General features: G+C 54.9%; 23 protein-coding genes and 1 tRNA gene. 13 read left to right on the top strand and 11 right to left on the bottom strand.

Translation table 11 applies throughout. The annotated features are described in order from the left end of the window. Positions 1-65: 65 nt before the first annotated feature. On the bottom strand, positions 66-1,325 hold the full coding sequence (locus AC4LE2_RS00810) for an IS256 family transposase (protein WP_491823437.1): 1,260 nt from the start codon (positions 1,323-1,325) through the stop codon (positions 66-68). Positions 1,326-1,347: 22 nt separating this feature from the next. On the opposite strand from AC4LE2_RS00810, the gene AC4LE2_RS00815 reads away from it, so the two are divergent. The 4 genes from AC4LE2_RS00815 (at position 1,348) to AC4LE2_RS00830 (ending at position 7,129) form a co-directional block, all read left to right on the top strand. Further along, entirely contained in the window at positions 1,348-2,469 is a 1,122-nt protein-coding gene (locus AC4LE2_RS00815; RefSeq protein ID WP_491823439.1) for a restriction endonuclease subunit S, read from the top strand. A gap of 89 nt (positions 2,470-2,558) precedes the next feature. After that, the gene (locus AC4LE2_RS00820; RefSeq protein WP_491823441.1) at positions 2,559-3,533 is read left to right on the top strand and encodes a 5'-nucleotidase; all 975 of its coding nucleotides are present in this window, start codon (positions 2,559-2,561) and stop codon (positions 3,531-3,533) included. A 394-nt stretch (positions 3,534-3,927) separates the two neighbouring features. Beyond that, a complete protein-coding gene (locus AC4LE2_RS00825) occupies positions 3,928-5,724 on the top strand; it encodes a GmrSD restriction endonuclease domain-containing protein (RefSeq protein ID WP_491823443.1) in 1,797 nt (598 codons plus the stop codon). Between the two features lie 304 nt (positions 5,725-6,028). Further along, positions 6,029-7,129 carry a hypothetical protein gene (locus tag AC4LE2_RS00830; RefSeq protein WP_491823445.1) on the top strand — a complete coding sequence of 367 codons (1,101 nt, stop codon included), beginning with the start codon at positions 6,029-6,031 and terminating at the stop codon, positions 7,127-7,129. Positions 7,130-7,678: 549 nt separating this feature from the next. Here AC4LE2_RS00830 and AC4LE2_RS00835 read toward each other — a convergent pair. Further along, a complete protein-coding gene (locus tag AC4LE2_RS00835) occupies positions 7,679-7,936 on the bottom strand; it encodes a helix-turn-helix domain-containing protein (protein WP_491823447.1) in 258 nt (85 codons plus the stop codon). A gap of 29 nt (positions 7,937-7,965) precedes the next feature. On the opposite strand from AC4LE2_RS00835, the gene AC4LE2_RS00840 reads away from it, so the two are divergent. Beyond that, entirely contained in the window at positions 7,966-8,334 is a 369-nt protein-coding gene (locus tag AC4LE2_RS00840) for a hypothetical protein (protein ID WP_491823449.1), read from the top strand. A 74-nt stretch (positions 8,335-8,408) separates the two neighbouring features. Further along, on the top strand, positions 8,409-8,705 hold the full coding sequence (locus AC4LE2_RS00845) for a hypothetical protein (protein WP_491823451.1): 297 nt from the start codon (positions 8,409-8,411) through the stop codon (positions 8,703-8,705). 546 nt (positions 8,706-9,251) lie between these two features. Here AC4LE2_RS00845 and AC4LE2_RS00850 read toward each other — a convergent pair. The 3 genes from AC4LE2_RS00850 to AC4LE2_RS00860 all read right to left on the bottom strand — a co-directional run bounded on the left by AC4LE2_RS00850 (position 9,252) and on the right by AC4LE2_RS00860 (position 11,470). After that, on the bottom strand, positions 9,252-10,052 hold the full coding sequence (locus tag AC4LE2_RS00850; protein WP_491823453.1) for a hypothetical protein: 801 nt from the start codon (positions 10,050-10,052) through the stop codon (positions 9,252-9,254). 322 nt (positions 10,053-10,374) lie between these two features. Continuing rightward, a complete protein-coding gene (locus AC4LE2_RS00855) occupies positions 10,375-11,034 on the bottom strand; it encodes a helix-turn-helix domain-containing protein (RefSeq protein WP_491823455.1) in 660 nt (219 codons plus the stop codon). A gap of 1 nt (position 11,035) precedes the next feature. Further along, a complete protein-coding gene (locus AC4LE2_RS00860) occupies positions 11,036-11,470 on the bottom strand; it encodes a hypothetical protein (protein WP_491823457.1) in 435 nt (144 codons plus the stop codon). 293 nt (positions 11,471-11,763) lie between these two features. Here AC4LE2_RS00860 and AC4LE2_RS00865 point away from each other — a divergent pair, with 293 nt between their 5' ends. Beyond that, positions 11,764-12,540, top strand: coding sequence for an EcsC family protein (locus tag AC4LE2_RS00865; protein ID WP_491823459.1), 777 nt, complete (start codon positions 11,764-11,766; stop codon positions 12,538-12,540). A gap of 1,073 nt (positions 12,541-13,613) precedes the next feature. On the opposite strand, the gene AC4LE2_RS00870 is transcribed toward AC4LE2_RS00865, so the two are convergent. From AC4LE2_RS00870 to AC4LE2_RS00885, 4 genes are all read right to left on the bottom strand, one after another. Continuing rightward, entirely contained in the window at positions 13,614-14,237 is a 624-nt protein-coding gene (locus tag AC4LE2_RS00870; protein WP_491823461.1) for a recombinase family protein, read from the bottom strand. 353 nt (positions 14,238-14,590) lie between these two features. After that, positions 14,591-15,115 (bottom strand): hypothetical protein, encoded by a 525-nt coding sequence (locus AC4LE2_RS00875; protein ID WP_491823462.1) that lies wholly within the window; start codon positions 15,113-15,115, stop codon positions 14,591-14,593. Between the two features lie 165 nt (positions 15,116-15,280). Then, positions 15,281-17,125, bottom strand: a complete 1,845-nt coding sequence (locus AC4LE2_RS00880; protein ID WP_491823463.1) for a DUF6538 domain-containing protein — start codon at positions 17,123-17,125, stop codon at positions 15,281-15,283. A gap of 109 nt (positions 17,126-17,234) precedes the next feature. Continuing rightward, positions 17,235-17,311 (bottom strand) — tRNA-Arg (locus tag AC4LE2_RS00885). Between the two features lie 259 nt (positions 17,312-17,570). Between AC4LE2_RS00885 and gabD the strand changes: the two genes are divergently transcribed. Further along, entirely contained in the window at positions 17,571-19,013 is a 1,443-nt protein-coding gene (gene gabD / locus AC4LE2_RS00890) for an NADP-dependent succinate-semialdehyde dehydrogenase (protein WP_491823464.1), read from the top strand. Between the two features lie 120 nt (positions 19,014-19,133). Then, a complete protein-coding gene (gene gabT / locus AC4LE2_RS00895; RefSeq protein WP_491823466.1) occupies positions 19,134-20,411 on the top strand; it encodes a 4-aminobutyrate--2-oxoglutarate transaminase in 1,278 nt (425 codons plus the stop codon). A 96-nt stretch (positions 20,412-20,507) separates the two neighbouring features. Here the strand turns inward: gabT and AC4LE2_RS00900 are convergent, their stop codons facing one another. Continuing rightward, entirely contained in the window at positions 20,508-21,497 is a 990-nt protein-coding gene (locus AC4LE2_RS00900; protein WP_491828016.1) for a GGDEF domain-containing protein, read from the bottom strand. A gap of 153 nt (positions 21,498-21,650) precedes the next feature. Next, the gene (gene desA / locus AC4LE2_RS00905) at positions 21,651-22,835 is read right to left on the bottom strand and encodes a delta-9 fatty acid desaturase DesA (protein ID WP_491823467.1); all 1,185 of its coding nucleotides are present in this window, start codon (positions 22,833-22,835) and stop codon (positions 21,651-21,653) included. Positions 22,836-23,083: 248 nt separating this feature from the next. Between desA and oscA the strand changes: the two genes are divergently transcribed. The 4 genes from oscA (at position 23,084) to cysW (ending at position 26,105) form a co-directional block, all read left to right on the top strand. After that, a complete protein-coding gene (gene oscA / locus AC4LE2_RS00910) occupies positions 23,084-23,266 on the top strand; it encodes a sulfur starvation response protein OscA (RefSeq protein WP_491823469.1) in 183 nt (60 codons plus the stop codon). 58 nt (positions 23,267-23,324) lie between these two features. Further along, positions 23,325-24,335 carry a sulfate ABC transporter substrate-binding protein gene (locus tag AC4LE2_RS00915; RefSeq protein ID WP_491823471.1) on the top strand — a complete coding sequence of 337 codons (1,011 nt, stop codon included), beginning with the start codon at positions 23,325-23,327 and terminating at the stop codon, positions 24,333-24,335. Between the two features lie 69 nt (positions 24,336-24,404). Next, positions 24,405-25,223 carry a sulfate ABC transporter permease subunit CysT gene (gene cysT, locus AC4LE2_RS00920; protein ID WP_491823473.1) on the top strand — a complete coding sequence of 273 codons (819 nt, stop codon included), beginning with the start codon at positions 24,405-24,407 and terminating at the stop codon, positions 25,221-25,223. Between the two features lie 9 nt (positions 25,224-25,232). Continuing rightward, entirely contained in the window at positions 25,233-26,105 is an 873-nt protein-coding gene (gene cysW / locus AC4LE2_RS00925; RefSeq protein ID WP_491823475.1) for a sulfate ABC transporter permease subunit CysW, read from the top strand.

Here is a 26,105-nt window from a genome sequence, read left to right on the forward strand (position 1 = left end):
TTGCAGGGCCTGTCAGATTTTTTGTGTGCGGGCCAATAACGGCCTGCCGTTAGGCAAGCCATGCTTTACCAGGTCGGCCTGATAAATCGATCTCCGTACAGAACTGCGAACTGATTCATCGCGCTTTTCCAATCATGGGCTGCGTTGCCCCATTTGGCCGTGATATTGCGTAACCCCAGCCAGATCAGCTTGGTCGCGGCCTCGTCGGTCGGGAAGTGACCTCGGGTTTTAATGATCTTACGCAACTGCGCATTGATGCTCTCGATAGCGTTGGTCGTATAGATCACTTTGCGGATGGCAGGCGGGAATACAAAGAATGGAATGACTCGATCCCACGCGCGTCGCCAAGCCGCCACGACTGTGGGGTACTGCTTGCCCCAGGGCCCCTGTTCAAAGGCATCCAGCGCTTGCTCGGCCGCTTCGGCGGTGACTGCCTGATAGATCGGCTTGAGCGCCTTGGCCAATTCGCGGCGCTTATCCCAGGCCGCGTAATCAAGGCTGTTGCGGATTAAATGAACAATGCAGGTCTGCAAGGTCGTCTCTGGAAACACGGCGCTGAGGGCTTCTGGCATGCCTTTGAGGCCATCGGTCACCGCGATCAACACGTCTTCGACGCCGCGTGTCCTGAGGTCGTTGAAGACCTTCATCCAAAACTTGGCGCCTTCCGTGGTTTCGATCCAGATACCTAGGATATCGCGGGTTCCGTTGGGCAATACACCCAGCGCCAGGTAGATCGCCTTGTTACGGACCAGCCCCTCTTCACGGATTTTGACCCGCAGGGCATCGAAGAAAATAACGGGATACATCGGCTCCAGGGGCCGCTGTTGCCACGCGCCGATCTCTGCCATGACCTCGTCAGTTACAGAGCTGATGAAGTCCGGCGACACGTCCGTGCCGTACTGCTCGCAAAGAAACGCACGGATCTCTCTGACGGTCATGCCACGGGCATACATGGCGATGATCTTGTCGTCAAAACCGGTGTAACGGCGCTCGTGCTTGGGAATCAGGATGGGGGAGAAACTGCCATCTCGATCACGCGGAATCTCCAGCCGAATCGGGCCATCGCCGGTTAGAACCGTCTTGCCGCTTTTACCATTGCGCTGGTTGGTTTCATCCTCCGGCCGCTGCGCGCCCGATGGATAGCCCAGATGGTGACCCAGTTCGGCACTCAGGGCGCGCTCGATCAAGGCCTTCTTGAACGCCGCAGAAGCCATCTCGATGGCATCGGCGGTCATCAGCCCTTCACCGAAAGACTCAAGCAACTCTTTCGGGATTTTGGGCAGATCTCTCAGTGGTTGGCGCGCAGGTTTCTTTTTGGTCGGCATACAGGCTCCTTTCGCTCATGTTATGCCCGAACACAAAATTTCTGACAGTCCCAAATTGCATGACATATGCCGTCCTCGACAGTGGAAAACTATTTCCGCCAGTAGTCTGCTTGAAGAGGGTTACCCTGTATATGGCGCCAATGGAAAAATTGGCTTTTACTCGGAATATACGCACGAATTTCCGACTTTGATGATTACTTGTCGTGGCGCCACTTGCGGAAATGTACATATATCTGAACCTGAGTCTTACATTAATGGCAATGCAATGGCTCTGGATGATTTGGACTGCGAAAAGGCAGATATCAGATATCTCTATTACTACCTTCTAGGACGTGGCTTCAATGACGTCATATCTGGCTCGGCACAGCCTCAAATAACTGGGCAGGGACTTACAAAAATTGAAATTCCTCTCCCACCCCTGCCCGAACAAAAGCGCATCGCTGCTATCCTCGACAAGGCCGACGCCATCCGCCGCAAACGCCAGCAAGCCATCCAGCTCGCCAATGACTTCCTTCGCGCCGCCTTTTTAGACATGTTCGGTGACCCAGCTACCAATTTAAAGGGCTGGGAGACTTTTGCTCTTTCGGATCTCGTTAGACAAGATTCAATTATTACGTATGGCATCGTTCAGGCCGGGGATCATGTGGATGGTGGTGTTCCATATATTAGAACTGGAGATTTTAAAAATGGAAAACTGCAGGCTGCAGGCTACGCATGCACATCCGTTGATATAGCAAATAAATTCAAGCGTTCCGAGGTCAGTGCAGGTGACATTGTTTATTGCATTAGAGCGAGCATTGGTTCTGCTGATATCGTTCCGTCTTTTCTTGATGGTGCAAATTTGACTCAAGGGACGGCAAAAATTTCGCCAGCTGGCGACGTTAAGGCTGAATTTTTAGTTGAGCTGCTCAGGAGCGCTGGGTTTCGTTCATGGATTGATAAAAATTCGAAGGGTGCGACTTTCAAAGAAATTACTTTGGCTAGGTTAAGAGAGGCTCCGGTATTTAAGCCACCTCTTGTCGAGCAGGAGGCGTTCGTTCGTATCAGAAAAATCGTGATGGATAGATTGAAACAGAAGTTTCGGGATGCAGACTCTCCACTTTTTGAATCCTTGAGTCAGAGAGCCTTCGCTGGTCAGCTCTGAGGGGGGGCGGCTCGCCTCCATCAAGCTTTCCAACGTTCGCGGCGGGGGGGGGGGCTCATGATCATCTCTGTTATGCAGGAAGTAATGTGATGGCACTTGATTTGAGCAACACCTTGGTGGTGGGCATCTCCGCCACTGCCCTTTTTGACATGAGCGAGTCCGATCAGATGTTCAAGACGGCGCTTGAGGCCGACCCCGAAAGCGTGATCGACAACTATCGTCGCTACATGGAGGAGCACGAGGACGAGCCGCTGTCACCTGGCACCGGTTATCATTTGGCTAAGGCGCTGCTCGATCTCAACCGGCATATGGAAAGAGGCGACCTATCCCCTCTGGTCGAAGTAGTGGTGATGTCTCGCAACAGCCCGGACACGGGTATTCGCGTACTCAAGACCATTCGCCGGGATCAGTTGGCGATCACGCGTTCAGCGTTCACTGGTGGCGAGTCAGTGGCTGATTACATGGATGCCTTCGATGTCGATCTATTTCTCACCACCAACGTGGACGACGCGCAAAAGGTGATCGATTCCCGGCAATGCGCCGCTGCGATCCTAAAGGCGCCCCCAGCCAACGCTCCGCAAATCCCCAAAGGCCAGGTACGCATCGCTTTCGACGGTGACGCAGTCCTGTTTTCCGATGCTAGTGAACTGGTCTACAAAACCCAAGGGCTGGATGCCTTTCAGGCGCAGGAAGATGCACTGCAGCACACCCCCATGGAAGAGGGCCCCTACGCCAGCCTGCTCATAAAACTGGCCAAATTGCAGGAGCGTTTACCTACCGGTAGCAAGGATTCACCGATCAGAATCGCCATTGTCACCGCTCGAAACTCCCCGTCGGAAATGCGCGTGATCAACACTCTGCGTGCCTGGGGCGTGTACGTTGATGAAGCTTTCTTCCTCGGTGGTGTGGGCAAGCCCAAAGTGCTTACGGGCTTCAACCCCCACATTTTCTTCGATGACCAGGACGTCCACTTGGAAGCTGCAGCAAATCTGGTACCCTCGGGCAAAGTGCCATACTTAACGAGACCCAATATAGACTCAGGTGTTGTCAGCTCGGTGGAATGAAAGGAACTAGGAATGGATAGCGATAGTCGGCTCTACAAACTCGCCGTAACCCCCACAGGTCGTCGGCTGTGGACATATATGGCTGCCATCTTGGAGGTTACGGAGATGAGTCAGGGAGAATCCTTTCCGTTGAAGCGGTTCATGGTGAATTTCCAAACTCACTTGGATGGAGGGCGAATCGAAAGTGGGCCTGACGGTTACCGACTGACTCGCATTGGGCATGAATATTTCCAAGCCCGTTACCATGCCGACAGCCCCCAGCGAGTGGAGCGGGCCGCAGTGGAACAAATGATTGTCTCAATCCGCTCCGGGGTCGGAGAGGGCGAGTGGATTGCCTTACCCTGATGATCTGAGCCACTCAATCTGAGCAAGCTTTGCGACAAGGATGTTGTGTATGTCTGCCCAAAAGTACTCCGTTAACCAGCACCTGATCGAAACTCTCTTGAGCTGGGTCAAGTCTGGCGAAATTGCGATCCCAGAAATTCAGCGCCCTTTTGTCTGGGATGCCAGCAAGGTGCGCGACCTGATGGACAGCCTGTATCAGGGTTTCCCGGTCGGCTACATTATCGCCTGGCGCAATCCCACGGTTAAGCTCAAAGACGGCTCGTTGGCCGAAGGCAAGAAGGTGTTGATCGACGGCCAGCAAAGGGTTACCGCGTTGACCGCAGCGATCGCTGGCCAGCAGGTGATCAACCAGGATTACCAGCAAGTGCGTATCCGTATTGCCTTCCACCCTATCGAGGAGCGCTTCGAGGTCAGCAACCCCGCTATTGAAAAAGACAAAGCGTGGTTCGCCGATATCGCGCCAATCGTCAATGGCGAGTTAAAGTCGCACAAGGCCGCTAGGGATTATCTGACCGCAAACCCTGACTTGAATGAAGATCTCGTCTACGAGCGATTGGACAGGCTTTGCGATATCACCAAAAAGCAGATCGGTCTGATCGAGCTGGCGGCTGATCTGGATATCGAGACCGTCACGGAGATCTTCATCCGCATCAACTCAAAAGGTGTTGTGCTCAGCCAGGCGGACTTCGTGATGTCGAAAATCGCTGCCAACGAGGAGTTCGACGGTAATACTCTGCGCAAGGCCATCGACTACTTCTGCCACCTTTCCATCGCCCCCGAGTTCTACGCCCATATTGAGAACAATGACAAAGCCTTCGTCCAGACGGGCTACTTCAAGGCTATGCGCTGGCTGAGGCGGGAGAACGATGATCTGTACGACCCGAGTTACTCGGACATGCTGCGCGTGGCCTTCACTACCAAATTCAATCGTGGTCGCCTATCGGATCTGGTCGGGCTGCTCTCGGGTCGTAACTTCGATACGCGAAGCTATGAGAAAGAAATCGAAGAGGAGTCGTTCAAGGTCCTGAGCGAAGGGGTCAAGGAGTTCATCAACGAAACGCACTTCAAGCGCTTCTTGATGATCATTCGCTCGGCCGGATTCGTGGACAGCTCCATGATAGGTTCGGTTAACGCGCTGAATTTCGCCTATGTCTTGTACCTCAAGCTCAAACGCAACTTGGGCAACAATCCCAATATCGAAAGCTGGGTTCGACGTTGGTTTGTCATGTCGCTGTTGACCGGGCGTTACTCGGGTTCGCCGGAGTCGCGCTTCGACAAAGACATCAAGGCCGTTCATGAGCGCAAGTTCGAGGAGGTGCTGGGCGAGATCGAGGACGCTGAGCTTTCCGACGCTTTCTGGGATTTCGGTTTGCCACAGTCGTTGACTACATCGTCCGTTAATGCCCCTGCGATCAAGGTGTTTTGGGCCGCGCAGGCTAACCGTGGGGACAAGGGCTTCTTGTCAAAAGACATCACCGTGCGCGACATGCTCACGCACCATGGTGATATTCACCACATCTTCCCGAAGAATTTCCTAAAACTCCAAGGACTGCAGCGAAGCAAGTACAACCAAGTCGCCAACTACGTGTACGTGCAGCAGGAAGTGAACATCAAGATCGGCCACACCGCGCCGGCTGACTATATGGCGGAGGTACTCGCTCAGTGTGACACCGGCGTAGCGCGGTATGGGGCGATCACCCACCTGGATGATCTCAAAGTCAACCTGGCCGCGAATTGTCTTCCTGAGGATCTGGCTGCTTATCAGCCCGCGCAATTTGACGCCTTTCTGGCCGAGCGCCGCCGGCTGATGGCGCAGAAAATCAAGCAGTACTATTGGGCTTTGTAATTAAGTGATGGCTGAGCAGTCGATACCGTAGCCGCTGATGCGGCGGAGTAAATACAGCTCTCAGAAGTCTGATGATTAAGCTCGACCAAGGAATTGCCTGGCAGGTTCGTTTTGTGCTCCAAAAAAAAGAGCCCTCCTTATCCCGTTCTCGTGTGCTTGTTGTACGGAGATCACGCTCCAGCTCGAGGACGTTGCGCCATGCCGATAACTTGCCACCCCGGAGCGCTCTTCGTCGAAGCCAGGCTATCCTGCGGTTGAATTAGATGAGACAGAACACCGATTCTACTTGAAGTGGAGTAACTGGATGGACCGTGAAGAGTTAGAGCAGTGGGTTCAGTTCAGGATGTTGAAGAGGTTCGACGTTTTGGTCGATTGCTCTTACCTGGAGACTTCCCTTCTTAAGAAGCTGGCAAAAAGACTGCCCCGCACCACTGGCAAAAATCTAACCTATGCCGCTTGGTGTGAGCAAGTGTTCGGCTCAGGACTTCGCCCGCAGGTTGCCATCAACCATCAAGAGATTGTGGGCCAAACGCGCCTTAGCTCACTGGGTCTGGGTTTGGCCAGCGAACTTCGCCGCCAACAACGGGCCCTCAAGGAGTTGCAATCCAGGTCGGATCAAGGCTCGGAGGAGCGGTCGGCGCCTCCAGAAGCTGCTCCCACGCCACTGCCCGCGATTGAAACCAGGGAGTCATGGGGCTGGCGCAACTTTTACTCCGGCCGGTGGCGAGGTCTGCGTCGCTTGCTGGGCAAGGTTGAGAATGTCGGACATGGGCATATATTCGATTACCAAGGTGCGACCAATCGAGACTATAGGGTCGAGCTAATCGAGCTAGTCCGATCTACGCTCTTAGATGCTGCGCAAGTAGGATTCGGTGTGAATGCAACGTTTCCAGCTGAGAAAATTGAAGATGTCGCTGTTGCGGACAGAGTTTTCTATAGCAGCCCGGGGGAGGCGCCGAGGTATTCCGTGGAGAGTTTCTTCGTAAACGAGATGCCGACTGATATCTTGCATCTGACGGATAGCTTCCATCAGCAAGCGTCAGAAGATGTGCGCGATGAGAAAGCCGCCCTTTTCGTGGAAGTTTATGAGCTTGGAACCGCACCGCCTTTGGGCGACGCGATGCAACACTTCATTCACTACCTTCAGAAGCTCTTTCAAGCTCTGGCGAAGTCCGCTGATAGCGTTCCAAGAGGTGTTCTGCGCGAAAAGATCCTGCTGAGTCTTATGCTCTCGATCTCCGCACCTAACTGCCCTCTCGAGCCATCTCTAGCAGACCTGCATTGGCCCTCATGGCGATCACCGTATGACGATGACCGGAACATCAGGGAAGAGCAAAAATTTGACCTGGATCCAGGGAGGATAGTGGATATGTTTATCTCCAAGTTGAGCAGCCTGCGTTTCTGACAAGCCTTGCCACAACTGTTTTGGGCAATGGTGAGTCTTGCGCCTCCAAGCCTTAGGCCTAGCACCTCAAGCCGCCAATAAGGGCTTGGTGTACGTGGAAGGTGCGTTGGGCTGAGCCAATTGCAGGGATGGATACATCCTCTCAGCTCTTCCAGCCCACATAGCTAGTAGTCAAAGGCATACTCAGCGCATAAGTCGCAGGGGATAGGGAGGCACGGTTTAGGCACAGAATTGGCGCAGCTCAAAACAAAAGGCCCTAGGTTTTCACCTAAGGCCCTGTTTTGTATGGTGCACTCGACGGGATTCGAACCCATGAACTCCGAAGCACCTGTTTCTGGGGCCTTCACGCTAGGTTGCAGAGGCAGTGTCACACTTAGTGGAGCTAGTTAGTGGCGGTCAAACTCAGCCTATTCTGCACGTTTCGAGCTCAGCTACAACCTACTCATGAATCTGGGACGAGACGACCGACCTTCGAACAGGTTCGCGCATAAAATCAAAAGAGTGCCTTTTGATGATGCTCACTCTCATTGGCATCAGCGAGAACATGGATCATTTATTTTCGATCAGTAGGTCTGCTGCGTCGCTTTCCAGAGCTGATGCAAGCCGCCAGATATTGTAGATGGTGCAATTTTTTTCGCTCCTTTCCAGCATCCCCACATAAGTGCGGTGGACGCCTGCGCGCGCGGCAAGCTCTTCTTGGGAAAGCTCAAGCTCAAGACGTCTGCGGCGGACATTAGCGGCGAAGACCGCCACAAGTGGGCAGTCATTAGGTTTAATAGGCATGCTTGCAAATGTGTCTGCATGCATACTACTCTTCTACATACTATGATTAGCATATGCTCATCAAGCACGCTGACAAGGACCGTTTCTTGAGCTCTCAATCCCCAAGTCTTGCATTCAGATTTCTCATAGCGCTCAGCATCAATTCTGCCCAAGCCGCTTCAGATGCCGACATCGATAAACTGACTACGTATGCCGTGATGCTGGGCCGTGCCGCAGGCTGCGGGCTTAGCGTAACCGGTGAGGCGAGCCAAGTCGGCTCTTGGATGGACAGACGTTTCAAGCCTGGCTCCCAAGACCAGAAGACCTACCTCCCTATTTTTATAGCAGGTGTCCGTGAAAACGCTGAGCGTCAATCACAGGGTTTAAGCCCTGATGATTGCAGCACGGTGCGCAGACAGTTTTCGCTCATTGATTGGCCCTGAAGGTACAGGCAATCAAGTAGGGGCTAGAGGCAGGTCCTCGGAAATAGCGGTCTTCTGATCTAAAAGGTGTACCTATGAAAAAGCTGAACCTCCTGTTACTGCTCCTAACATGCGCGGCTATTGCTGGTTGCCCTGTAGAAAAAGAAGCCGAGTCAGGCTGCAAGTACAGTCGTGTTACGACCGTTGAGAACCGCGACGGCAAAACGACTGTTAAAGAGTGCTTGCCGGACCCTTTGGAGACCGCCGCTTTGCTTGAGAAAGAGGAGGCTGAAAAGCAAGCGGCTTTCAAAGCTGCGATGGATGAACCCATATGCGTGCAGGTGGTTAACGGGGAGACCAAGTTTTTTACAAAAGAAGAATGCTCACAGTAGCGCTCTTGCCCAAGCGCGCGGGAACCGGCCATCCCCCAAGAAAGGCATTGTGTAGGCCACGTCTCACTCGCCTCGCTCATTAGCTCTCGAATAAGGGAAAAACATGAAGTTTTTGATACTGCTATGCGCTCCGTGCTTTTTACTAGGTTGTGCAACGAGCCAATCCGACGTCGAAACAGAGGGGCGACGCCAGGCTTTTGTCGTTGATCAAAAGGTTGGCGATGTCTACTACCGGCTGACTAACTCACTGGAGCCAGGTACGACTTGTGAAGACCTCTCCGTGACCCGATCCTTTTACTATCCCGAGAGAGACGAGTTTAGTATCTCTTGGGGAATCCCCCGGCCTTTGGGTGGCGGACCGTTCGTGATTGCGGTTGTCAAGGGTAAAGGCGTTACCGGAGCCAAAACCGAGGTTACCTATTTAGAGTCGCGGGGTACGTTGCCTGGGGTCTACAACGACGTGAAGAACTTTGTTCGTGGCGGGCATTGCACAAAGTCCAGCACATAACGAGCATAGCGGGGCAGGTGCTCTGAGCGCCTGCCGCATCAGCCAGATCGCCGGGGTGGGCATGCAGTGGCGGTGTACAGCTCTGGAGCTCCTGCAATGAGTTCTGGGAGGAGTTTGTTTTGGAGCTTGGCCTCGTGCCACCGTTTGGCCTCTCGCCTCAGCTGCGACGATATGAAGGTGTGTTTGCAAGGGGGGAGGTCGTACTCGTGTTCGAGGGATGGTTTGATTTCCACTGATAGTCCGTTCTTAACTGAGTAGAAGCACCATCCCACCACAGATGGCCTTTGATCACGTTCGATGCTCACTCCGGGTGTATCAAACCTAAAATCCGCGTCAGCTTCTCCTTTGATCGATTGGAGCTTCATACGCAGCGCCGTTTTCCCGGTAGCAGCAAATCCCACTGGGCCGATCATCACGCCATGCAGGTGCCATCGTCTCCGGCTGGATTTGTCAGCCAGCGCTGCGGGTGCTTTTTCGACACCATATAAAAATTCAGCTCTGGTGTCTACCGCCGCTCGCACCTGCCGTGTCATCTGGTCCCGCACATATTCGAGTGCGGTGGCGTCACCGTTATCCAGCCGGTCACTCAGCTGTTTACTGAGAATCAAAGTGAAAGTTTTCAGCTCCCATGATCTTGCCTGAGCCATTTCATACAATGGGCCAGCCGCTACGGCTAGCTTCGTGAACTCGTTGGTATGCTTCCAAGCCTTGAGCTCCATCTCTTTGGGTACAGGCTGATCAAGGAGAGTCTTTCGTCTGTAGATTGATCCCGGAGTATAGGGAGTGTCTGTAGACAATATACTCCTCTTCGACATCGCCAATTGCTTCGCATACAGCATGGATACTAGGCCCTGGCTCGTTTTGGAGGGTTGGGACTTTACGGGTTTTTTCTCATGACCGTCCAAAGCGCCTGTTACGCAGGGTTGGCTGGGAGTTCCCTCTACACGTGTTACCGACGGGGCTTGGGTCTTGGTGTTGAGCGCTCCTGTAAACGATTCAGGACTGCTTAATGAGGCTGGTGTGCTTTGCTGAGTGGTTCTCATATCAGGGCTCTCATACCCACGTGGAAGCAGGGTCAGATTTTCAAAATCGTCATCCCGGCAGAGCCGCCAAGGTGATCGACCATTCAGGTTCGTTCTAAGACTTTGACACTTCGCCCGGTCACGTCCCGGTCATGAGGTGGTCAAACCCTTCGCAGACAACATCATCGTCTTCGTCCTTCTGATCTGATTGAACTAGCCGCCGATTTTTCATCCATTGCAGGTTTTCCAGTTCGTCTAGGGCGGCTTGATCATCTCCACTAATTTCTGCATCTTCTAGCCGCTGCTGAGCACGCATCTCCGCGACATCATCAGCCGTCATAATGTGGATCTTGAGTTCGGGCAGTTCTTCTATCTCAAGCGCTTGATTCAGCTTCTCCAGGGGCAATGCTTTGCGGGTGACCTCCTGTGTCAGCTTAAGCGCTGTCGATGCAGCAGCTAGGGCTCTAAACGCCATCGGGTCAGCCGGATCGAGAGTTTCAATAGCGTTAGCAAGCTTGAGTCGTATCTTCTCAGTCAGCACCAACTCATCGACTACCAATGACGCCGCGAGCTGTTGCACCGACTCCAATGAAAACGCCGTAGTGAGCAACTCCTCCCTGGCTTTATCGATCAATGCTTGGGTGCTAGCGCCAGCTACTACTTTGTTCGTCCTGATAATGCGTTGTACGGTGCTGATGCTGAGTTCTAGGCGACTCGCAATTACTGGAAGCGTGTAGCCAGCTTCTCGAAGTATGACTACTTGGGTGCTTTGGTCGGGCGTGACCTTTTTACCTGCCATCTCAAACCTCTTCTTCAAAGATGTGAAGGACAGTCGCCTTTGGCGGCAGTTTAGCCAAGGCAAGCAACTCGCGTTCGAGTCGGTCCCAGTTGCTGGCAACGGTGGCAAGCGGAAAGCCAGACATGCGGGCGACATCTTTGATTTGAAAGGGGGCGAGCGAGGCTATCAGGGTGCCGGACGCATTAAGGGTGTCTGTCAGAGCGTCAGCGATGGCTTTGCGAGTATGGCTGCGCTGGGTGATGCTGGCAGCAGGTTGATTCCTACATGGCCTGGGCGAGCTAAAGCCATTTTTACGGCAGAGATGGTAAGCAGAGTCTTTCGTCCAACGAACGCCGTCAGTTCTCGGATTGCTGTTGTTTAGGTGTTGAGCCAGGCGACGATATGAGCTGACTGAATTACTCAGAAAGTCACGAGCGTTTTCTTCTAGGGTACTCATCGGGGCGTGTCCTTGGTCTCGGGTGTTGATATCGGTTCATATTTGGAATCTCGCCTGTTTGATGGTTAATCTGCTTCTGTGAGCAGTGGATTGAGGATATGCCGTACGATGTATAGCGTCTAGCGTTTAATTGATTAATATCAGTAGCTTGCAAGCGTTTTATTATGTTTTTAGGAGCGATTTGGCATAATGATGACTGTCATTATTTCTCAATCCGGAATTCACTAGGCCCGATAAAAGTAAGTTGAGGGAGACGGACGCCAAGGCACATCACGCTACGGTGGGAGGCGAATGTGTTTGCCGAAGAGCCCACCATTGCCGTCGGCGCAGTGGAGCATGGGTGGGGCGAGGGATTTGTTCAAAGCAAGATAATGCGGGTAATGGAATATGTATGGCATCATAAAGCCGTCAATAATGCGCAGAGACTGAAGATGGAACTGATAAGTCAAGAAAAGATAATGCAAGTCCTCGACTGGGCCTACGAGAGATCTGTGAATGGTTTCTCCGGTCTTGATTCCGCCGAGGAGCTTGCGGCCAGCTACGCCGAGGGAGATAGTTCTGCCTACGATCAAGCGAATTCACTGATTCGCTGGCAGAACACCAAATCCGCCACCTCAGGCTTCATTACCGGCTTGGGTGGATTGATCACACTGCCCATCGCGTTGCCCGCCAATATCACGAGTGTGCTTTTCGTACAAATTCGCATGATTGCCGCCATCGCCCACCTGGGCGGCTACGACGTCAAGGATGACAAGGTAAAGACTCTAGTTTTCGCCTGCCTCACAGCAAACTCCGCCAAGGAAGTGCTGAAGGACATCGGTATTGCCGTCGGTAACAAGCTGGCGATGAACGCCGTGAAATCGATTTCTGGTAAAACGCTTATAGAGATAAACAAAAAGGTAGGCTTCAAGCTGTTTACCAAATTTGGTGAAAAAGGCGTTATCAATCTCGGTAAAGCCGTGCCCCTGCTGGGTGGCTTGATTGGCGGAAGTTTCGATGCCTACACGACTAACACCATCGGTAACGTAGCGCGCGATACATTTACACCAAAAGAAGTCGCTGCGGGATAACGACCGTCCCGCGTTAGGGATAGTCGGATTTTCCTGTGGCCGGAGCTCCAGCTCAACTGCCACAGGTTGGTTTTCGAGTAAAGAAACCTGCCTCTTACCTAGCACCATACACAGTGAATCGGCCCATTCGCGGATACTGACTGACGGCTTCTGGGCAGAAAGCGGACATATTGTCCCCGTAGCTACGGCGTGGTTAATCCAACCCGATGAGCTTCATCGCTCACACTCATAGGTTTGTCTTTCAGCATCGGCTTATGCCCGAGCAGAGCGATGGCTGGCGCAAGGCTGTCGTCCGAAGGTACCAGCAGGGCTTGAAGGCTTTCAGGGTTGATTCACCCAGTTCGATAAATCATGGCTACCGCTACCGCTACCGCCGCAGACAGCCTGATAGATGATCCGGCTTGCGTTATTTGCGTCGGTGTCGCATGCGCCGCCCACGAAATCCACATTGCTGTATCGCAAAATCGTTGAACGTGGACCTCGTTGTACTCGGAGGACCACGTCTGCGCCTTCTGTTGACCGCAACGGCCTGGTCGTATACACGCCAATAGTGACGGTTGCGCCAGCACACTGAAACTCTTCCTGTGCCAACGCTGGCAAAGAAAAGATGGCCGCAAAAATTGAAAAGGCTGCAATCCGTAGGATAGAGAAGGCTCTGGTTATTAGTGAGCGGATGGTAGCAGTGCGTTGAGCGCCAATGAAGCTGCGAAGCCGGTCGTTTCGAGCAAGAAAGGAGAGACTGCTTATGGCCGACTCTGTTGAAAACAGTCGGACGTGGTTTCGATGGCAAGAAAGTACGCGTTTGAGATTAAAATCTCGATCGTTCGCAAACCCTTTCAGGGTGAGATGTCGCGTGGACGCGCGTTGAAAAGGGACTTCAACACCTCATCCTATGACATTTTTAAAAACCGACTTTTTCAACAGAATCGGCCGAACTGTGCCTTTCGCCACCGGCAGCGATGTGAAGCTCTCAGCCGATCAGTGGTCACTGAGTATTCTCGGCAAATCCTATGCAATCGGTGGTCGGCATCGAATGCAAATGCCTGGTTAAGTGCAATGCAGGTTTGTAGTAATCAGGCGTTCAGCGCCCGCTTGATGCGGTAAACAGTTGCAACGCCACACTCCGCCATCTTAGCGACCTCATCAGCGGAAGCTTGCGGGTGTCTGGCGAGGATGCTTTGGACCTTTCCCCACTTGCCTGCGTCCTTGCTCTTGCCGGTGGGCTTCCAGTCAGGTTCAGCAGCTTGCTTGTTCTGGATGCCTTGACGAATACGCTCTACACGTTTTTCTTGGTCTAGGCGGGCCATGGTCGCCATCAGGTCAATCAACATGCCGTTGACGACCTCCATAATCTGACCGGTTATACCGGTATCCTGCACCAGCAAATGGCTCGTTGGCAGATCGGCAATTACCAGCCGCAGGCCTTTGGCTTCAATTGTGGCTTTCAGCGACTTCCAATCGGACTGAGACAGTCGCGTGAGCCTATCTACAGATTCACAGAGACAGATGTCTCCAGGTGCCGCAGCTTCGAGCATGGCGAGCAACTGAGGGCGATCAAGCTTGGTCCCACTTATGTTCTCTGCGTAAATGCCTGCGACGGTTAGCCCCTTCTCAGCCGCGAAGGTCTCCAACGCCACCTTCGCTCGGTTAGCGTCCTGATCCTTGGTCGATGCGCGGAGGTAAAGGTGGGCATTCATAGGGGCTATCCTTTAGACTCGAATTCGGTAGGCCTATGATAGTTCGATCAGATAGCTATTTTAAATAGATATTTGATAGTGATCGACGAATGGTCGTAGCACTATCAAACCTGTCTACTTCTTTGATAACGGTGTGAGGTAAGTTAGCGATGAGCTGAGAAAACCGAATAAGGCTAAAGGGGCCGACCCTCTTCATCAGCTTTCGAAGCTGATGAAAAGGAGGTGCTCCTAGCGTTTTTTGGTTTGAGATGGATGCACGTGGTCCAATACCATGACCACCTCGGGTGGCTTCACTAGCGGATTCGGCTTCGGTTTTTGGTCTGGCTTAGGATCAGGTGTTTTTTGGCTATCAGTCATAGGGGCTTTCCTGTTGTCGTGGCAGCAATCCAGAAATATGAGCCCACAGAGGCTCCGAGGAGATACGTTGAAAACTGAATTTCTTTGTATGCGCTTTCAAGATAGCCGGTTTTTTCCGCCAGGATGGTTCTAGCCGTAGCTAAAGCCGCCTGGCAGGATAGGGACAGCGCGTAATACATTGAGATCAGCTCCTCTTCTGCCGCCATGGTGTTGGTTGGCGACCCGATAGAGATTCTGGGACTATTCGATAGCTTGATACTTTGGAATATTCTGAGCCAAGAGGAGAGGAGCGCAAGGAAAGTTAATACTGCGAGGACCAAAAATAACCACTCTGCGATGGTAACGTTATGTAATGGAAATATCTTTGAGGCACCGGCATTGAGCAAAGCTGTATATGCAACGATTCCAATGCTCAAAATACTCAAAAAGCGACTTGCCTTCTCATCCAGCCTTTTGTATCGATCAAGTTCCTCGTCCAGCGCCTTCCGAGATAGCTCATACAGAAACTTGTATCTGTCCATGGACGATCACCTCAGGTTATTTTACGCCTTACTGCAAGTGCTCAAGAATCAGTCAGGGCTTTTAGTGTATAGGGGGTTGAGAGAGTGTGCTCGGCTCGCCACGCATTCCCTTGAGCCAGCAATCAGGCGCGGTGATGAGATTTCTAGATCAGAGAGTCACTTGATTTAATCTGTCTGATTCACGCCATGTTTTTTGCGGTGCGCTGTAACGCTCTCCTCGAGTTTTTTCCCATGCCTTTCCTTAAAGTTGGCATAGGTTATACCTGACAAGTCGATTGGGAACTGCACGCTATGTAGGGCTTCATACTTCGTTTTTAGATATACACCCAGTCCGTAGTCATCAGCCTGAGTTCTATTCTGCTTCGCATGTCCTGTGAAAGTCTCCAAGAGAGAAAGCGCATTCCCTCCGGTGTTTCGCAATAATCCAATGAAGGTGTGTCGAAACGAGTGAAAGTTTTTGTTGTCGGGCTTGCCATTCTTTAAGCGTTTACGAATTCCAACGTTGAAAAAGTACCCACCCTGCGGAGTGCTGAGGCTGGGCATGCGTGTGAAGAAGGTCGTTGCATTACCTCCCCATCCCTTTGATGGGTTGTAGGTGAGGCCGTCGGAAAACAGTTTCACCCGCCGTTCAGACCGTGCCTGCTCAATAAACTTCAGAAAGCCTGCTCTGATGAGTTCGTCATGAATGGGTAGGAGCCTGTGACTGGACTCATTCTTCAGCGATTTTGGAAGCGGCTTGTCGTCGGGATCGTCCGCAATACGGATGAACCATAGTCCCGTGTCCTCCTCCTGACAGATGTCCTCCAGATCTAACTGGCAGATCTCGTTTAGCCTGCCGCCTGTAAATAAGCCAAAAAGAGGGAGCCAAAAATGATAGGGAAATACCAAGTCGGTTTTCCCAGTGTCTGTGCCCACGTAGATGTGGCCGGAGAATATCGCTTGAAGGTCCGAAGCTAGGAAGGATTCCCCCTCGTCAGCAGACCGAGTAGCACGCGGTTTCCGCTTGCGGAAGTAAGGCTTTTCGGTCTTCGCCGGATCGATGTCAGTAAGACCTTTTTTGTATGCAAACTTGTGGAGCACATCTAGCCTAATTACCATTTTTTCGACGGTTGCGCTACTGAGGCGCTCATCGCCTGGCTTGGCTAGGATAGATTCGACCGGAGAGTCTGGTTGTGGAATTTTCGCCCCGCGCACAGTTTTTACTAGTGAAGATTGCAGGTATAGCTGATTGATCGCTTCCAGGCTAAGCGAGGAAAAAGGTTTGTTTCCGCTCAAGATGGTGAGCCTGCAAGCGTGTCCGTGCTCATCATTGTGAGCGCTAACCGACTTCTTCTTATTGAGCCTGATATCCGATTCTCGTAGAAGCTCCCACAGTCCAAATATTGTTGGGCCATTCGGCAAAGGGACTGTCTGGATCGTTGACTGCACTGTGGCTGGCGTTGCCTGGGCTGTTCCGTCAAGCTGGTTCAACGCAAGCTTGTCTATGAGTTGAGGCAGCAGCCGCACAAACTCACGTCGGGGTAGGTTGAGTCCTGCGGTGTAAAGCTGCTCTGCGAGATCCTGCTGGCTCTCAGGCACATCTCTTTTTGAGTGGCCTGTCAATTTTTGTGCAATATCGCTGCGCCTTTGTTTCTCTTCTGATTGGCGCCATTCGTCATCCGTGAAAGCCGACTTGTAAGCAGGTGTAGCTTCTACGGGATCGGTTGAGTGCGATCCCCACAGATCACCATGGCTAGCCTGATTCAGCTCTTTGGTGAGCGACTCATAGTCTTCATCTGTCAGGACATAATCGTCTTGATCAACCATACCGAGCACCTTGTCAAAAACCGCTTCTATGCGTGCAGCGTATTGCCTGGCGCGGCGAAGCGCTAGCCGTAGGCTGTCAGTTTTGAGGGAGCGACGAATCTCGCGCTGAAGGCCTAATGCAGCGCGCACGGGCTTAGGTACTACTATCCGAAAATAGTATGTGCGGTGACGATTCAGTGTGATGTATGAGGGTTGGGCTGGCATTGCTGGCACCTTTGCGATGCCCCACCTGAAAGCACTGTGAAGTGCCCCACCAGCCTTGCAGACCCGGTGCTCGCGGATAATTCCTTACCCTACAAGCACTTGACGAAATTGGTGCACTCGACGGGATTCGAACCCATGACCCCTGCCTTCGGAGGGCAGTACTCTATCCAGCTGAGCTACGAGTGCAAGCGGCCGCAATGATACCGATGTGGGAGGGGCGCGTCTACGCCGATGAGCTGCGCATCGTTTTCAGATGTGAACGGTCCTATAAAGGCAGGCGAGGCAGTAGTAGCCGTCACACCGCAATGTTCTTTTTTCCGAACAGCTATTGTCCTTTCGCCCTCCAGATTCTAGGATGTGTTTGAGATTTCAAACGCCTAGCCCTGGGATACATCGCCCTTTACCTCAAGGCTTCGCTTTGGCGAGGCTCGCTTAGGGAGCAGACATGCAGCTCAAAGACGCACACCTCTTCCGCCAACAGGCCTATGTCGATGGCGCCTGGGCAGACGCTGATAGCGGTCAGACCCTCAAGGTCAATAACCCGGCTACCGGAGAAGTCCTCGGCAGCGTGCCGAAGATGGGCAAGGCTGAAACCCGCCGCGCCATCGAAGCGGCTGATCGCGCGCTGCCTGCGTGGCGCGCCCTAACCGCCAAAGAGCGCGCCGCCAAGCTGCGCCGCTGGTACGAATTGATGCTAGAGCACCAGGATGACCTGGGCCGCTTGATGACCCTGGAGCAGGGCAAGCCGCTGGCTGAGGCTAAGGGTGAAATCGCCTACGCCGCGTCCTTCCTGGAGTGGTTCGCTGAAGAAGCCAAGCGGGTCTATGGCGACGTGATCCCTGGCCATCAGCCCGACAAGCGCCTGATCGTGCTCAAGCAGCCTATCGGTGTAACGGCCGCCATTACCCCCTGGAATTTCCCTGCGGCCATGATTACCCGCAAGGCCGGCCCGGCCCTGGCGGCGGGCTGCACCATGGTGCTCAAGCCTGCCTCACAAACCCCGTACTCGGCGCTGGCCCTGGCCGAGCTGGCTGAGCGCGCCGGCATCCCTAAAGGGGTGTTCAACGTGGTCACGGGCAGCGCGGGCGAGGTCGGCGGTGAGTTGACCAGCAACCCCACCGTACGCAAGCTGAGCTTCACCGGCTCTACCGACATTGGTCGTCAGTTGATGGCCGAATGCGCCAAAGACATCAAGAAAGTGTCCCTGGAGCTGGGCGGCAATGCGCCCTTTATCGTGTTCGACGACGCCGACCTGGACAAGGCTGTCGAGGGCGCGATGATCTCCAAGTACCGCAACAATGGCCAAACCTGTGTGTGCGCTAACCGCCTCTATGTGCAGGATGGCGTGTACGACGCCTTCGCTCAGAAGCTCAAGGTAGCGGTAGAAAAACTCAAGGTCGGCGATGGCCTGGCAGACGGCACAACCACCGGCCCTATGATCGACGAAAAAGCCGTGGCCAAGGTCAAGGAGCACATCGCCGACGCAGTAGGTAAAGGTGCATCGGTGCTGACGGGTGGCGAGCAGATGGAAGGCAACTTCTTCCAGCCCACTGTGTTGTTGAACGTGCCGGCCAGCGCTGCTGTGGCCAAGGAAGAAACCTTCGGCCCCCTGGCGCCGCTGTTCCGCTTCAAAGACGAAGCCGACGTGATCGCTGCCGCCAACGATACCGAGTTCGGCCTGGCGTCCTACTTCTATGCCCGTGACTTGAGCCGTGTGTTCCGCGTGGCCGAAGCGTTGGAGTACGGCATGGTTGGCATCAATACCGGCTTGATCTCCAACGAGGTCGCGCCCTTTGGTGGTGTGAAGGCGTCGGGGCTGGGCCGCGAGGGCTCCAAGTACGGCATCGAAGACTACCTGGAAATCAAATACATCTGCCTGAGCATCTGATCGCTTGGCACTCTTTAGGGCACTTGGTGCTGCTGGGCAGTCGATCATCGTATGCTGCCCAGCCACTGCCAACGCCTCCTCCTGAATCACGCCGACGATGAGCGGCGACTGAGGCCTGACATGAGTAAAACCAATGAATCCCTGATGCAGCGGCGCATGGCTGCTGTACCTCGCGGCGTTGGGCAGATCCACCCGATCTTTGCCGACCACGCAAAAAACGCTACCGTTACCGACGTCGAAGGCCGTGAGTTCATCGACTTCGCGGGCGGTATTGCCGTACTCAACACCGGCCACCTGCACCCAAAGGTTGTGGCAGCGGTTGAAGCTCAGTTGCATAAGCTGACCCACACCTGCTTCCAAGTGCTGGCGTATGAGCCTTACGTAGAGCTGTGCGAGAAAATCAACGCCAAGGTGCCGGGCGATTTCGCCAAGAAAACCTTGCTGGTGACCACAGGCTCTGAAGCCGTTGAAAACGCCGTGAAGATCGCCCGCGCTGCCACCGGGCGTGCTGGCGTGATCGCCTTCACGGGCGGCTACCATGGCCGCACCATGATGACCCTCGGCCTGACTGGCAAAGTGGTGCCGTATTCCGCAGGTATGGGCTTGATGCCCGGTGGGATTTTCCGGGCCCAATTCCCCTGCGAGCTACACGGCGTGAGCACCGACGACGCTATCGCCAGCATTGAGCGCATTTTCAAAAATGACGCCGAGCCGCGTGATATCGCCGCCATCATTATTGAGCCTGTTCAGGGCGAAGGCGGCTTCTACGTTGCGCCTAAAGACTTCATGCAGCGGCTGCGCGCTTTGTGTGACCAGCACGGCATTCTGCTGATCGCGGATGAAGTGCAGACCGGTGCCGGCCGTACGGGTACGTTCTTCGCCATGGAGCAGATGGGCGTTACACCCGACCTCACCACCTTCGCCAAGTCCATTGCCGGCGGCTTCCCGCTGGCGGGTGTGTGCGGCAAGGCAGAAATCATGGACGCCATCGCGCCGGGTGGGCTGGGCGGTACCTATGCCGGCAGCCCACTGGGCTGTGCTGCGGCCCTTGCGGTAATGGACGTGTTCGAAGAAGAGCAGTTGCTGCAGCGCTGCCTGGATGTCGCTGAACGCCTCACCACACGTCTGCGTACGCTTCAAGCGAAATACCCGGTGATCGGTGACGTTCGCGGCCTGGGTGCCATGATTGCTATAGAGCTGTTCGAAGGCGGCGACAGCCATAAGCCGAACGCAGCGGCGGTGGCTAAAGTGGTAACCACAGCGCGTGAAAAAGGCCTGATCCTGCTGTCGTGCGGTACGTACGGGAATGTGCTGCGTGTGCTGGTGCCCCTCACGGCGCCGGATGAGCAGCTCGATAAAGGCTTGGCCATCCTGGAAGAGTGCTTCGCAGCGCTGTAAAGGGTCGCTTGTGTTGTAAGAAACCCGCCCGGAGAAGGCGGGTTTTTTATGAGGAAATCAGCAAGGCCTGCGTGATAAGGGCAAGTTTAACCACGCTTACGACATGATGATTTGATTCTTGCCCTGGCGCTTGGCCTGGTACATGGCCGCGTCCGCTCGGGAATACAGGTTATCCAAGGCCTCGTCGTCTTCCTTGAGGTTCGTGAGGCCCTGGCTCACGGTAATGCCGTAGGTTTTACCGCCGCTGGTAAAGCTCAAGCGCTGCACTTCGCGTTGCAGCCGCTCAGCGATCTGGCGTGCCATGTCGGGGGCGCAGCCCGGGAACACCGCTGCAAACTCTTCCCCGCCAATCCGCCCGAACAAGTCCCCACGGCGCAGGGCCCCTTTTCCGCTTTCGGCAATTCGCTGCAACACCAAGTCACCGTCTTGGTGGCCGTAGGTGTCGTTGATCATCTTGAAGTCGTCGATATCGAGCAGCAGGAACGCCAAAGGCGTGTCATTGAGGCGCGACTGCTCGAACTCACGGTGGGCACATTCGAAGAAGTGCCGACGGTTACTGCTCTGGGTCAGTACGTCGGTCGTGGCCAGACGTTGTAGCTCGCCTTCCAGGTGCTTCTTTTCAGTGATGTCTTCGGCAATCCCCACCACGATCACCCGCTGCCCGGCCTCAGGTTGATGGCTGATAAAGCATTTGTCGCTTAACCAGCGAATTTGCCCGTCAGCGCGAATGATCCGGTATTCACGGTCCTCGATAGAGCCTTTCTCTAGCACTTCAGCGCGGCTGCGCTCGGCGTAGTCCAGGTCGTCGGGGTAGATGCTGTCGCGCCACTCGTTGTAGTCGGCCAGCAGGAGGCCTGCCGAACGGCCGAAGATGCGCTCGTACGCAGGGCTCACGTAGACCATCTGCTGGGTTTCCCAATCGAACGCCCAGAGGACGGCGTTCACGCTCACAAGCAGGGCGCTGAACAGCTCTTCGCGTTCTTTGAGGCGGGCGACTTCACCCTGTGCGTGCATCAGGGCAAGCAGGGTTTGGGCGGCTTCAGGCGTTTGATCGAGTGGTGGAGTAGAGGTTTGAGTGTTGGCCATCATCACGGCTTCTTCAAGAATACGGCGAGGGATGGCTCACCAGGAGGTGGCCATGATATGGCCCGCTGCAGTAGCGAGTATGAGCCTCAGACACGCTTGACGTTTGTAAAGTTCCCCCGGCCATGGCGGTGAGGCCCATGACCAAGGGGCTGTTTATACAGCAGCAGGGCGCAGTGAGTAGGTTTTGAGGCTAGCGGCAAAATCCCGTAAGGCATGGATGCCGCTGGTTTCCGCTTCTTGCACCCAGTCTTTCATGGCGGCCAGCATGTCATGGCCGTTCGCACTGGTGCGCGCCCAGATCTGTTGCAAGGCCAGGCGTTTTTCATAGATCACCCGCAAGGCCTGGCTGGTTTCCAACATGCTGTCCAGGCGTGCCTGATGATGTTCGTGCAGCAAGCTAGGCTCTCGGGACAACAGCCCCTTGGCCCTGCGCAAGCGGTGGCGTAGCGACTCATCGACCCGTGACAGCTCCAGCTTTACCAGCGGCCCGATCACCTGCTTACGGTACTGCGCCATGATCTGGAACCGGTTGTTGAGAATCGCCATGGCGGTGTCCATGTCCAGGGAGCCTTTGCCGGGTACGCGGTGTGCAATAGGCGCCACGCGGTTGACCTTCGCCAGCTTCAGCAGGCTGAACACCCGTATCCACAGCCAGCCGATGTCGAATTCCCAGGGCCTTACGGACAGCTTTGCGGAGTTGGGGTAGGTGTGGTGGTTGTTGTGCAGCTCTTCACCGCCAATCACTATGCCCCAGGGCACCAGGTTGGTGGCCGCATCACGGCACTCGAAGTTTCGATAGCCCACCGCATGCCCAAGCCCATTGACCACCCCAGCCGCCCAGAAGGGTATCCACATCATTTGCACTGCCCAGACGGTCATGCCCAGCACGCCAAACAGGGCCAGGTCGATGACCGCCATGAGAGTAACGCCCCCCATGGGAAAACGGCTGTACAGGTTGCGTTCTATCCAGTCGTCTGGGCAGTTTTTGCCATAGATACGCAGGGTTTCGGGGTTTTCGGCTTCGGCGCGGTACAGCTCGGCGCCGGTGCGCATCACGGTACCCAGCCCCTTGATGACCGGGCTGTGGGGGTCGTCGACGGTTTCGCACTTAGCGTGGTGCTTGCGGTGGATGGCAGTCCATTCGCGGGTGTTCTGGCCGGTGGTTAGCCACAGCCAGAAGCGGAAGAAATGCTTGAGCCCGGCATTGAGCTCCAGCGAGCGGTGTGCGGAATACCGGTGCAGGTAAACCGTGACGCTGATGATGGTCACGTGAGTCATGACCAGGGTGACCGCTACCAGTTGCCAGACAGTGAGGTCGAGTAAGCCGTTGTACCACATAGGCAGGGAAAGCCTCGTCGGTGAAAGACCGGGTGAATCTAACGGCTCCCTGTACTCAACGATAGGGGTTTACGACCAGAACCTTACTAATTAGTAAGCAGGTATGTAAGGAAAGGAGCAGTTCGATTTCGTTATGCCTTTAAGGTCTATAAACATGCATAAATATTATTTTTGAGAATAAAGAGGCGCTCGTATAGTTGGCGCACGTCTGGCGTAGCGTCGGGCATCGTTTTTATAGGAGCTGAAGCATGAGCGTACCGCTGCGTAGCCTCGAAGGGCAGGACGAAGCCGCGATCCTCAGGGAAATCCAACGGGCCTTGCAGGGCCTGCGCTTTGGTGCGGTAGAAATCACCGTTCACAACGCCCACGTGGTGCAGATCGAGCGCAAGGAAAAGTTTCGTCTTCAACAGCCCGGCACCAAGCCCAGCTAACGCTTTGCCCTATTAACACCGTCTAACGCCATTACGCGCCGCTATCAGGAGCTTCACCATGACCACCCGCCGTTATGCGTTGGCTATGCTTGCCGCCGTTGCGCTTGCAGGGCCCGCTGTTGCAAAGGACTACGAATTGCTCAACGTGTCCTATGACCCCACACGCGAGCTGTATCAGACCTACAACGCGGCGTTTGGCAAGCATTGGCAGCAGAGCCACCCCGGCGACACGGTGAAAGTACAGCAATCCCATGGCGGCTCAGGCAAGCAGGGGCGCTCGGTGATCGACGGGCTGCGCGCGGACGTCGTTACTCTTGCCCTGGCCGGGGACATCGACGAAATCGCCAACCTGGGCAAATTGTTGCCGGCTAATTGGCAGGCCCGCTTGCCGGACGCCAGTACGCCCTACACCTCGACCATTGTCTTTCTGGTACGCAAGGGCAACCCCAAGGGCATCAAGGATTGGGGCGACTTGGTAAAAAACGATGTATCGGTGATTACCCCTAACCCTAAAACCTCGGGCGGTGCGCGCTGGAATTTCCTGGCGGCCTATGCCTACGGCCTGAAAGCCAGCAACGGTGACGAAGCCAAGGCCAAGGCTTACGTGCAAACGCTGTTCAAGCACGTACCTATACTCGATACCGGCGCACGCGGTTCGACCATCACTTTCGTCAACAATGGGCAAGGTGACGTGCTGTTGGCCTGGGAGAACGAGGCGCACCTGGCGCTGCAGGAAGAAGGCGGGGCTGATAAGTTCGACATCGTTGTGCCGTCGCTGTCGATCCTGGCAGAGCCCCCTGTGGCCGTGGTCGATAAGAACGCAGAGAAAAAAGGCAATACAGAGGTGGCAACGGCCTACCTGAAGTACCTGTACAGCCCGGAGGGTCAGGAGATCGCCGCGAAAAACTTCTACCGCCCACGGGACCCTGAGGTGGCCAAGAAATATGCCGCCAGCTTCCCACAGGTGAACCTCGTCACCGTCGACAAAGACTTCGGCGGCTGGAAAACCGCCCAGCCCAAGTTTTTCAACGACGGCGGGGTATTCGACCAGATTTATCAGGCTCAGTAATATCAACGCGGTGGTAGCCAACAGACCTGGGTCATTGCCCGGGTCTGGTTCGTTCAAACAAGGACCCTTATGTCGCGCCGTATCTCTCCCGTCATACCCGGCTTCGGGCTGACGCTAGGCTATACCTTGGTGTACCTCAGCCTGATTGTGCTGATACCCCTTGCCGCCATGTTCGTGAACGCTGCCCAACTCAGCCTGGACCAGCTATGGGCCGTGGCCACGGCACCCAGAGTGCTTGCAGCCCTGAAACTGAGCTTTGGCACCGCCTTGTGCGCTGCGGTGCTCAATGGCGTGATTGGCACCCTGCTGGCGTGGGTGCTGGTGCGTTACACCTTCCCCGGCCGGCGCATCATCGACGCCATGATTGACCTGCCTTTCGCACTGCCCACGGCCGTGGCGGGCATTGCCCTGACGGCACTCTATGCGCCGGCAGGGCTGGTCGGCCAATTTGCAACCAGCCTGGGGTTCAAGGTTGCCTATACCCCTTTGGGCATCACCCTGGCGCTGACCTTTGTTACCCTGCCGTTCGTGGTGCGCACCGTACAACCGGTATTGGCTGATATTCCCCGTGAAGTAGAGGAGGCTGCCGCTTGCCTTGGGGCTCGGCCCTGGCAGGTGTTCAGGCATATCCTTGCGCCAGCGCTGCTACCGGCCTGGCTCACCGGCTTTGCCCTGGCGTTTGCCCGCGGGGTAGGTGAGTACGGCTCGGTGATCTTCATTGCCGGCAACATGCCCATGAAGACCGAAATCCTGCCGTTGCTGATTATGGTGAAGCTGGATCAGTACGATTACACCGGCGCAACGGCCATCGGGGTGTTGATGCTGGTGGTGTCTTTCATTCTGTTGCTGCTGATCAATCTGCTTCAGCGCCGTATCGAAACCCCATAAGGAGGCCGCATGTCTAGTTCGACCGTTTCGACGGCGCGTGCCGCCAATGCTGCCCGCCGTGGCAGCCCCGTTGCCCGAAGGGCCTTGATCACCTCGGCCTGGGTCATCTTCGTGTTATTTCTGGTGCTGCCGCTGTTCATCGTGGTGTCGCAAGCGCTCAAAGGCGGGGTGGCTACCTTCTTCGAAGCGATTCTGGAGCCCGATGCGCTCAGTGCCCTCAAGCTCACTGTATTGGCCGTGGCTATTTCAGTGCCCCTCAACCTGGTATTCGGGGTGAGCGCGGCCTGGTGTGCGAGCAAGTATGAGTTTCGCGGCAAAAGCCTGCTGATTACCCTTATCGACTTGCCCTTCTCGGTATCTCCAGTGATTGCCGGCCTGGTGTATGTGTTGATGTTTGGCGCACGCGGTGTGTTCGGCCCGTGGCTGTCCGACCACGATGTGCAAATCGTTTTCGCGCTGCCGGGCATCGTGTTGGCCACCATCTTCGTCACGGTTCCGTTCGTGGCGCGCGAGCTGATTCCACTCATGCAGGAGCAGGGCACCCAGGAAGAGGAGGCTGCGCGCTTGCTGGGGGCCAATGGCTGGCAGATGTTCTGGCACGTCACCCTGCCTAATATCAAGTGGGGCCTCACTTACGGTGTAGTGCTCTGCACCGCCCGCGCCATGGGGGAGTTTGGCGCAGTGTCGGTGGTGTCCGGCCATATCCGAGGCGTAACCAATACCCTGCCGCTGCACGTAGAAATTCTCTACAACGAATACAACCACGTGGCTGCCTTCAGTGTGGCCAGCCTGTTGCTCGCCCTCGCCCTGTTCATTCTGCTGCTCAAGCAGTGGAGCGAAAGCCGTCTTGACCGCCTGCGCCATAGCGCTGCGGAGGAATAA

Source organism: Pseudomonas sp. 9.3L (assembly GCF_058536285.1).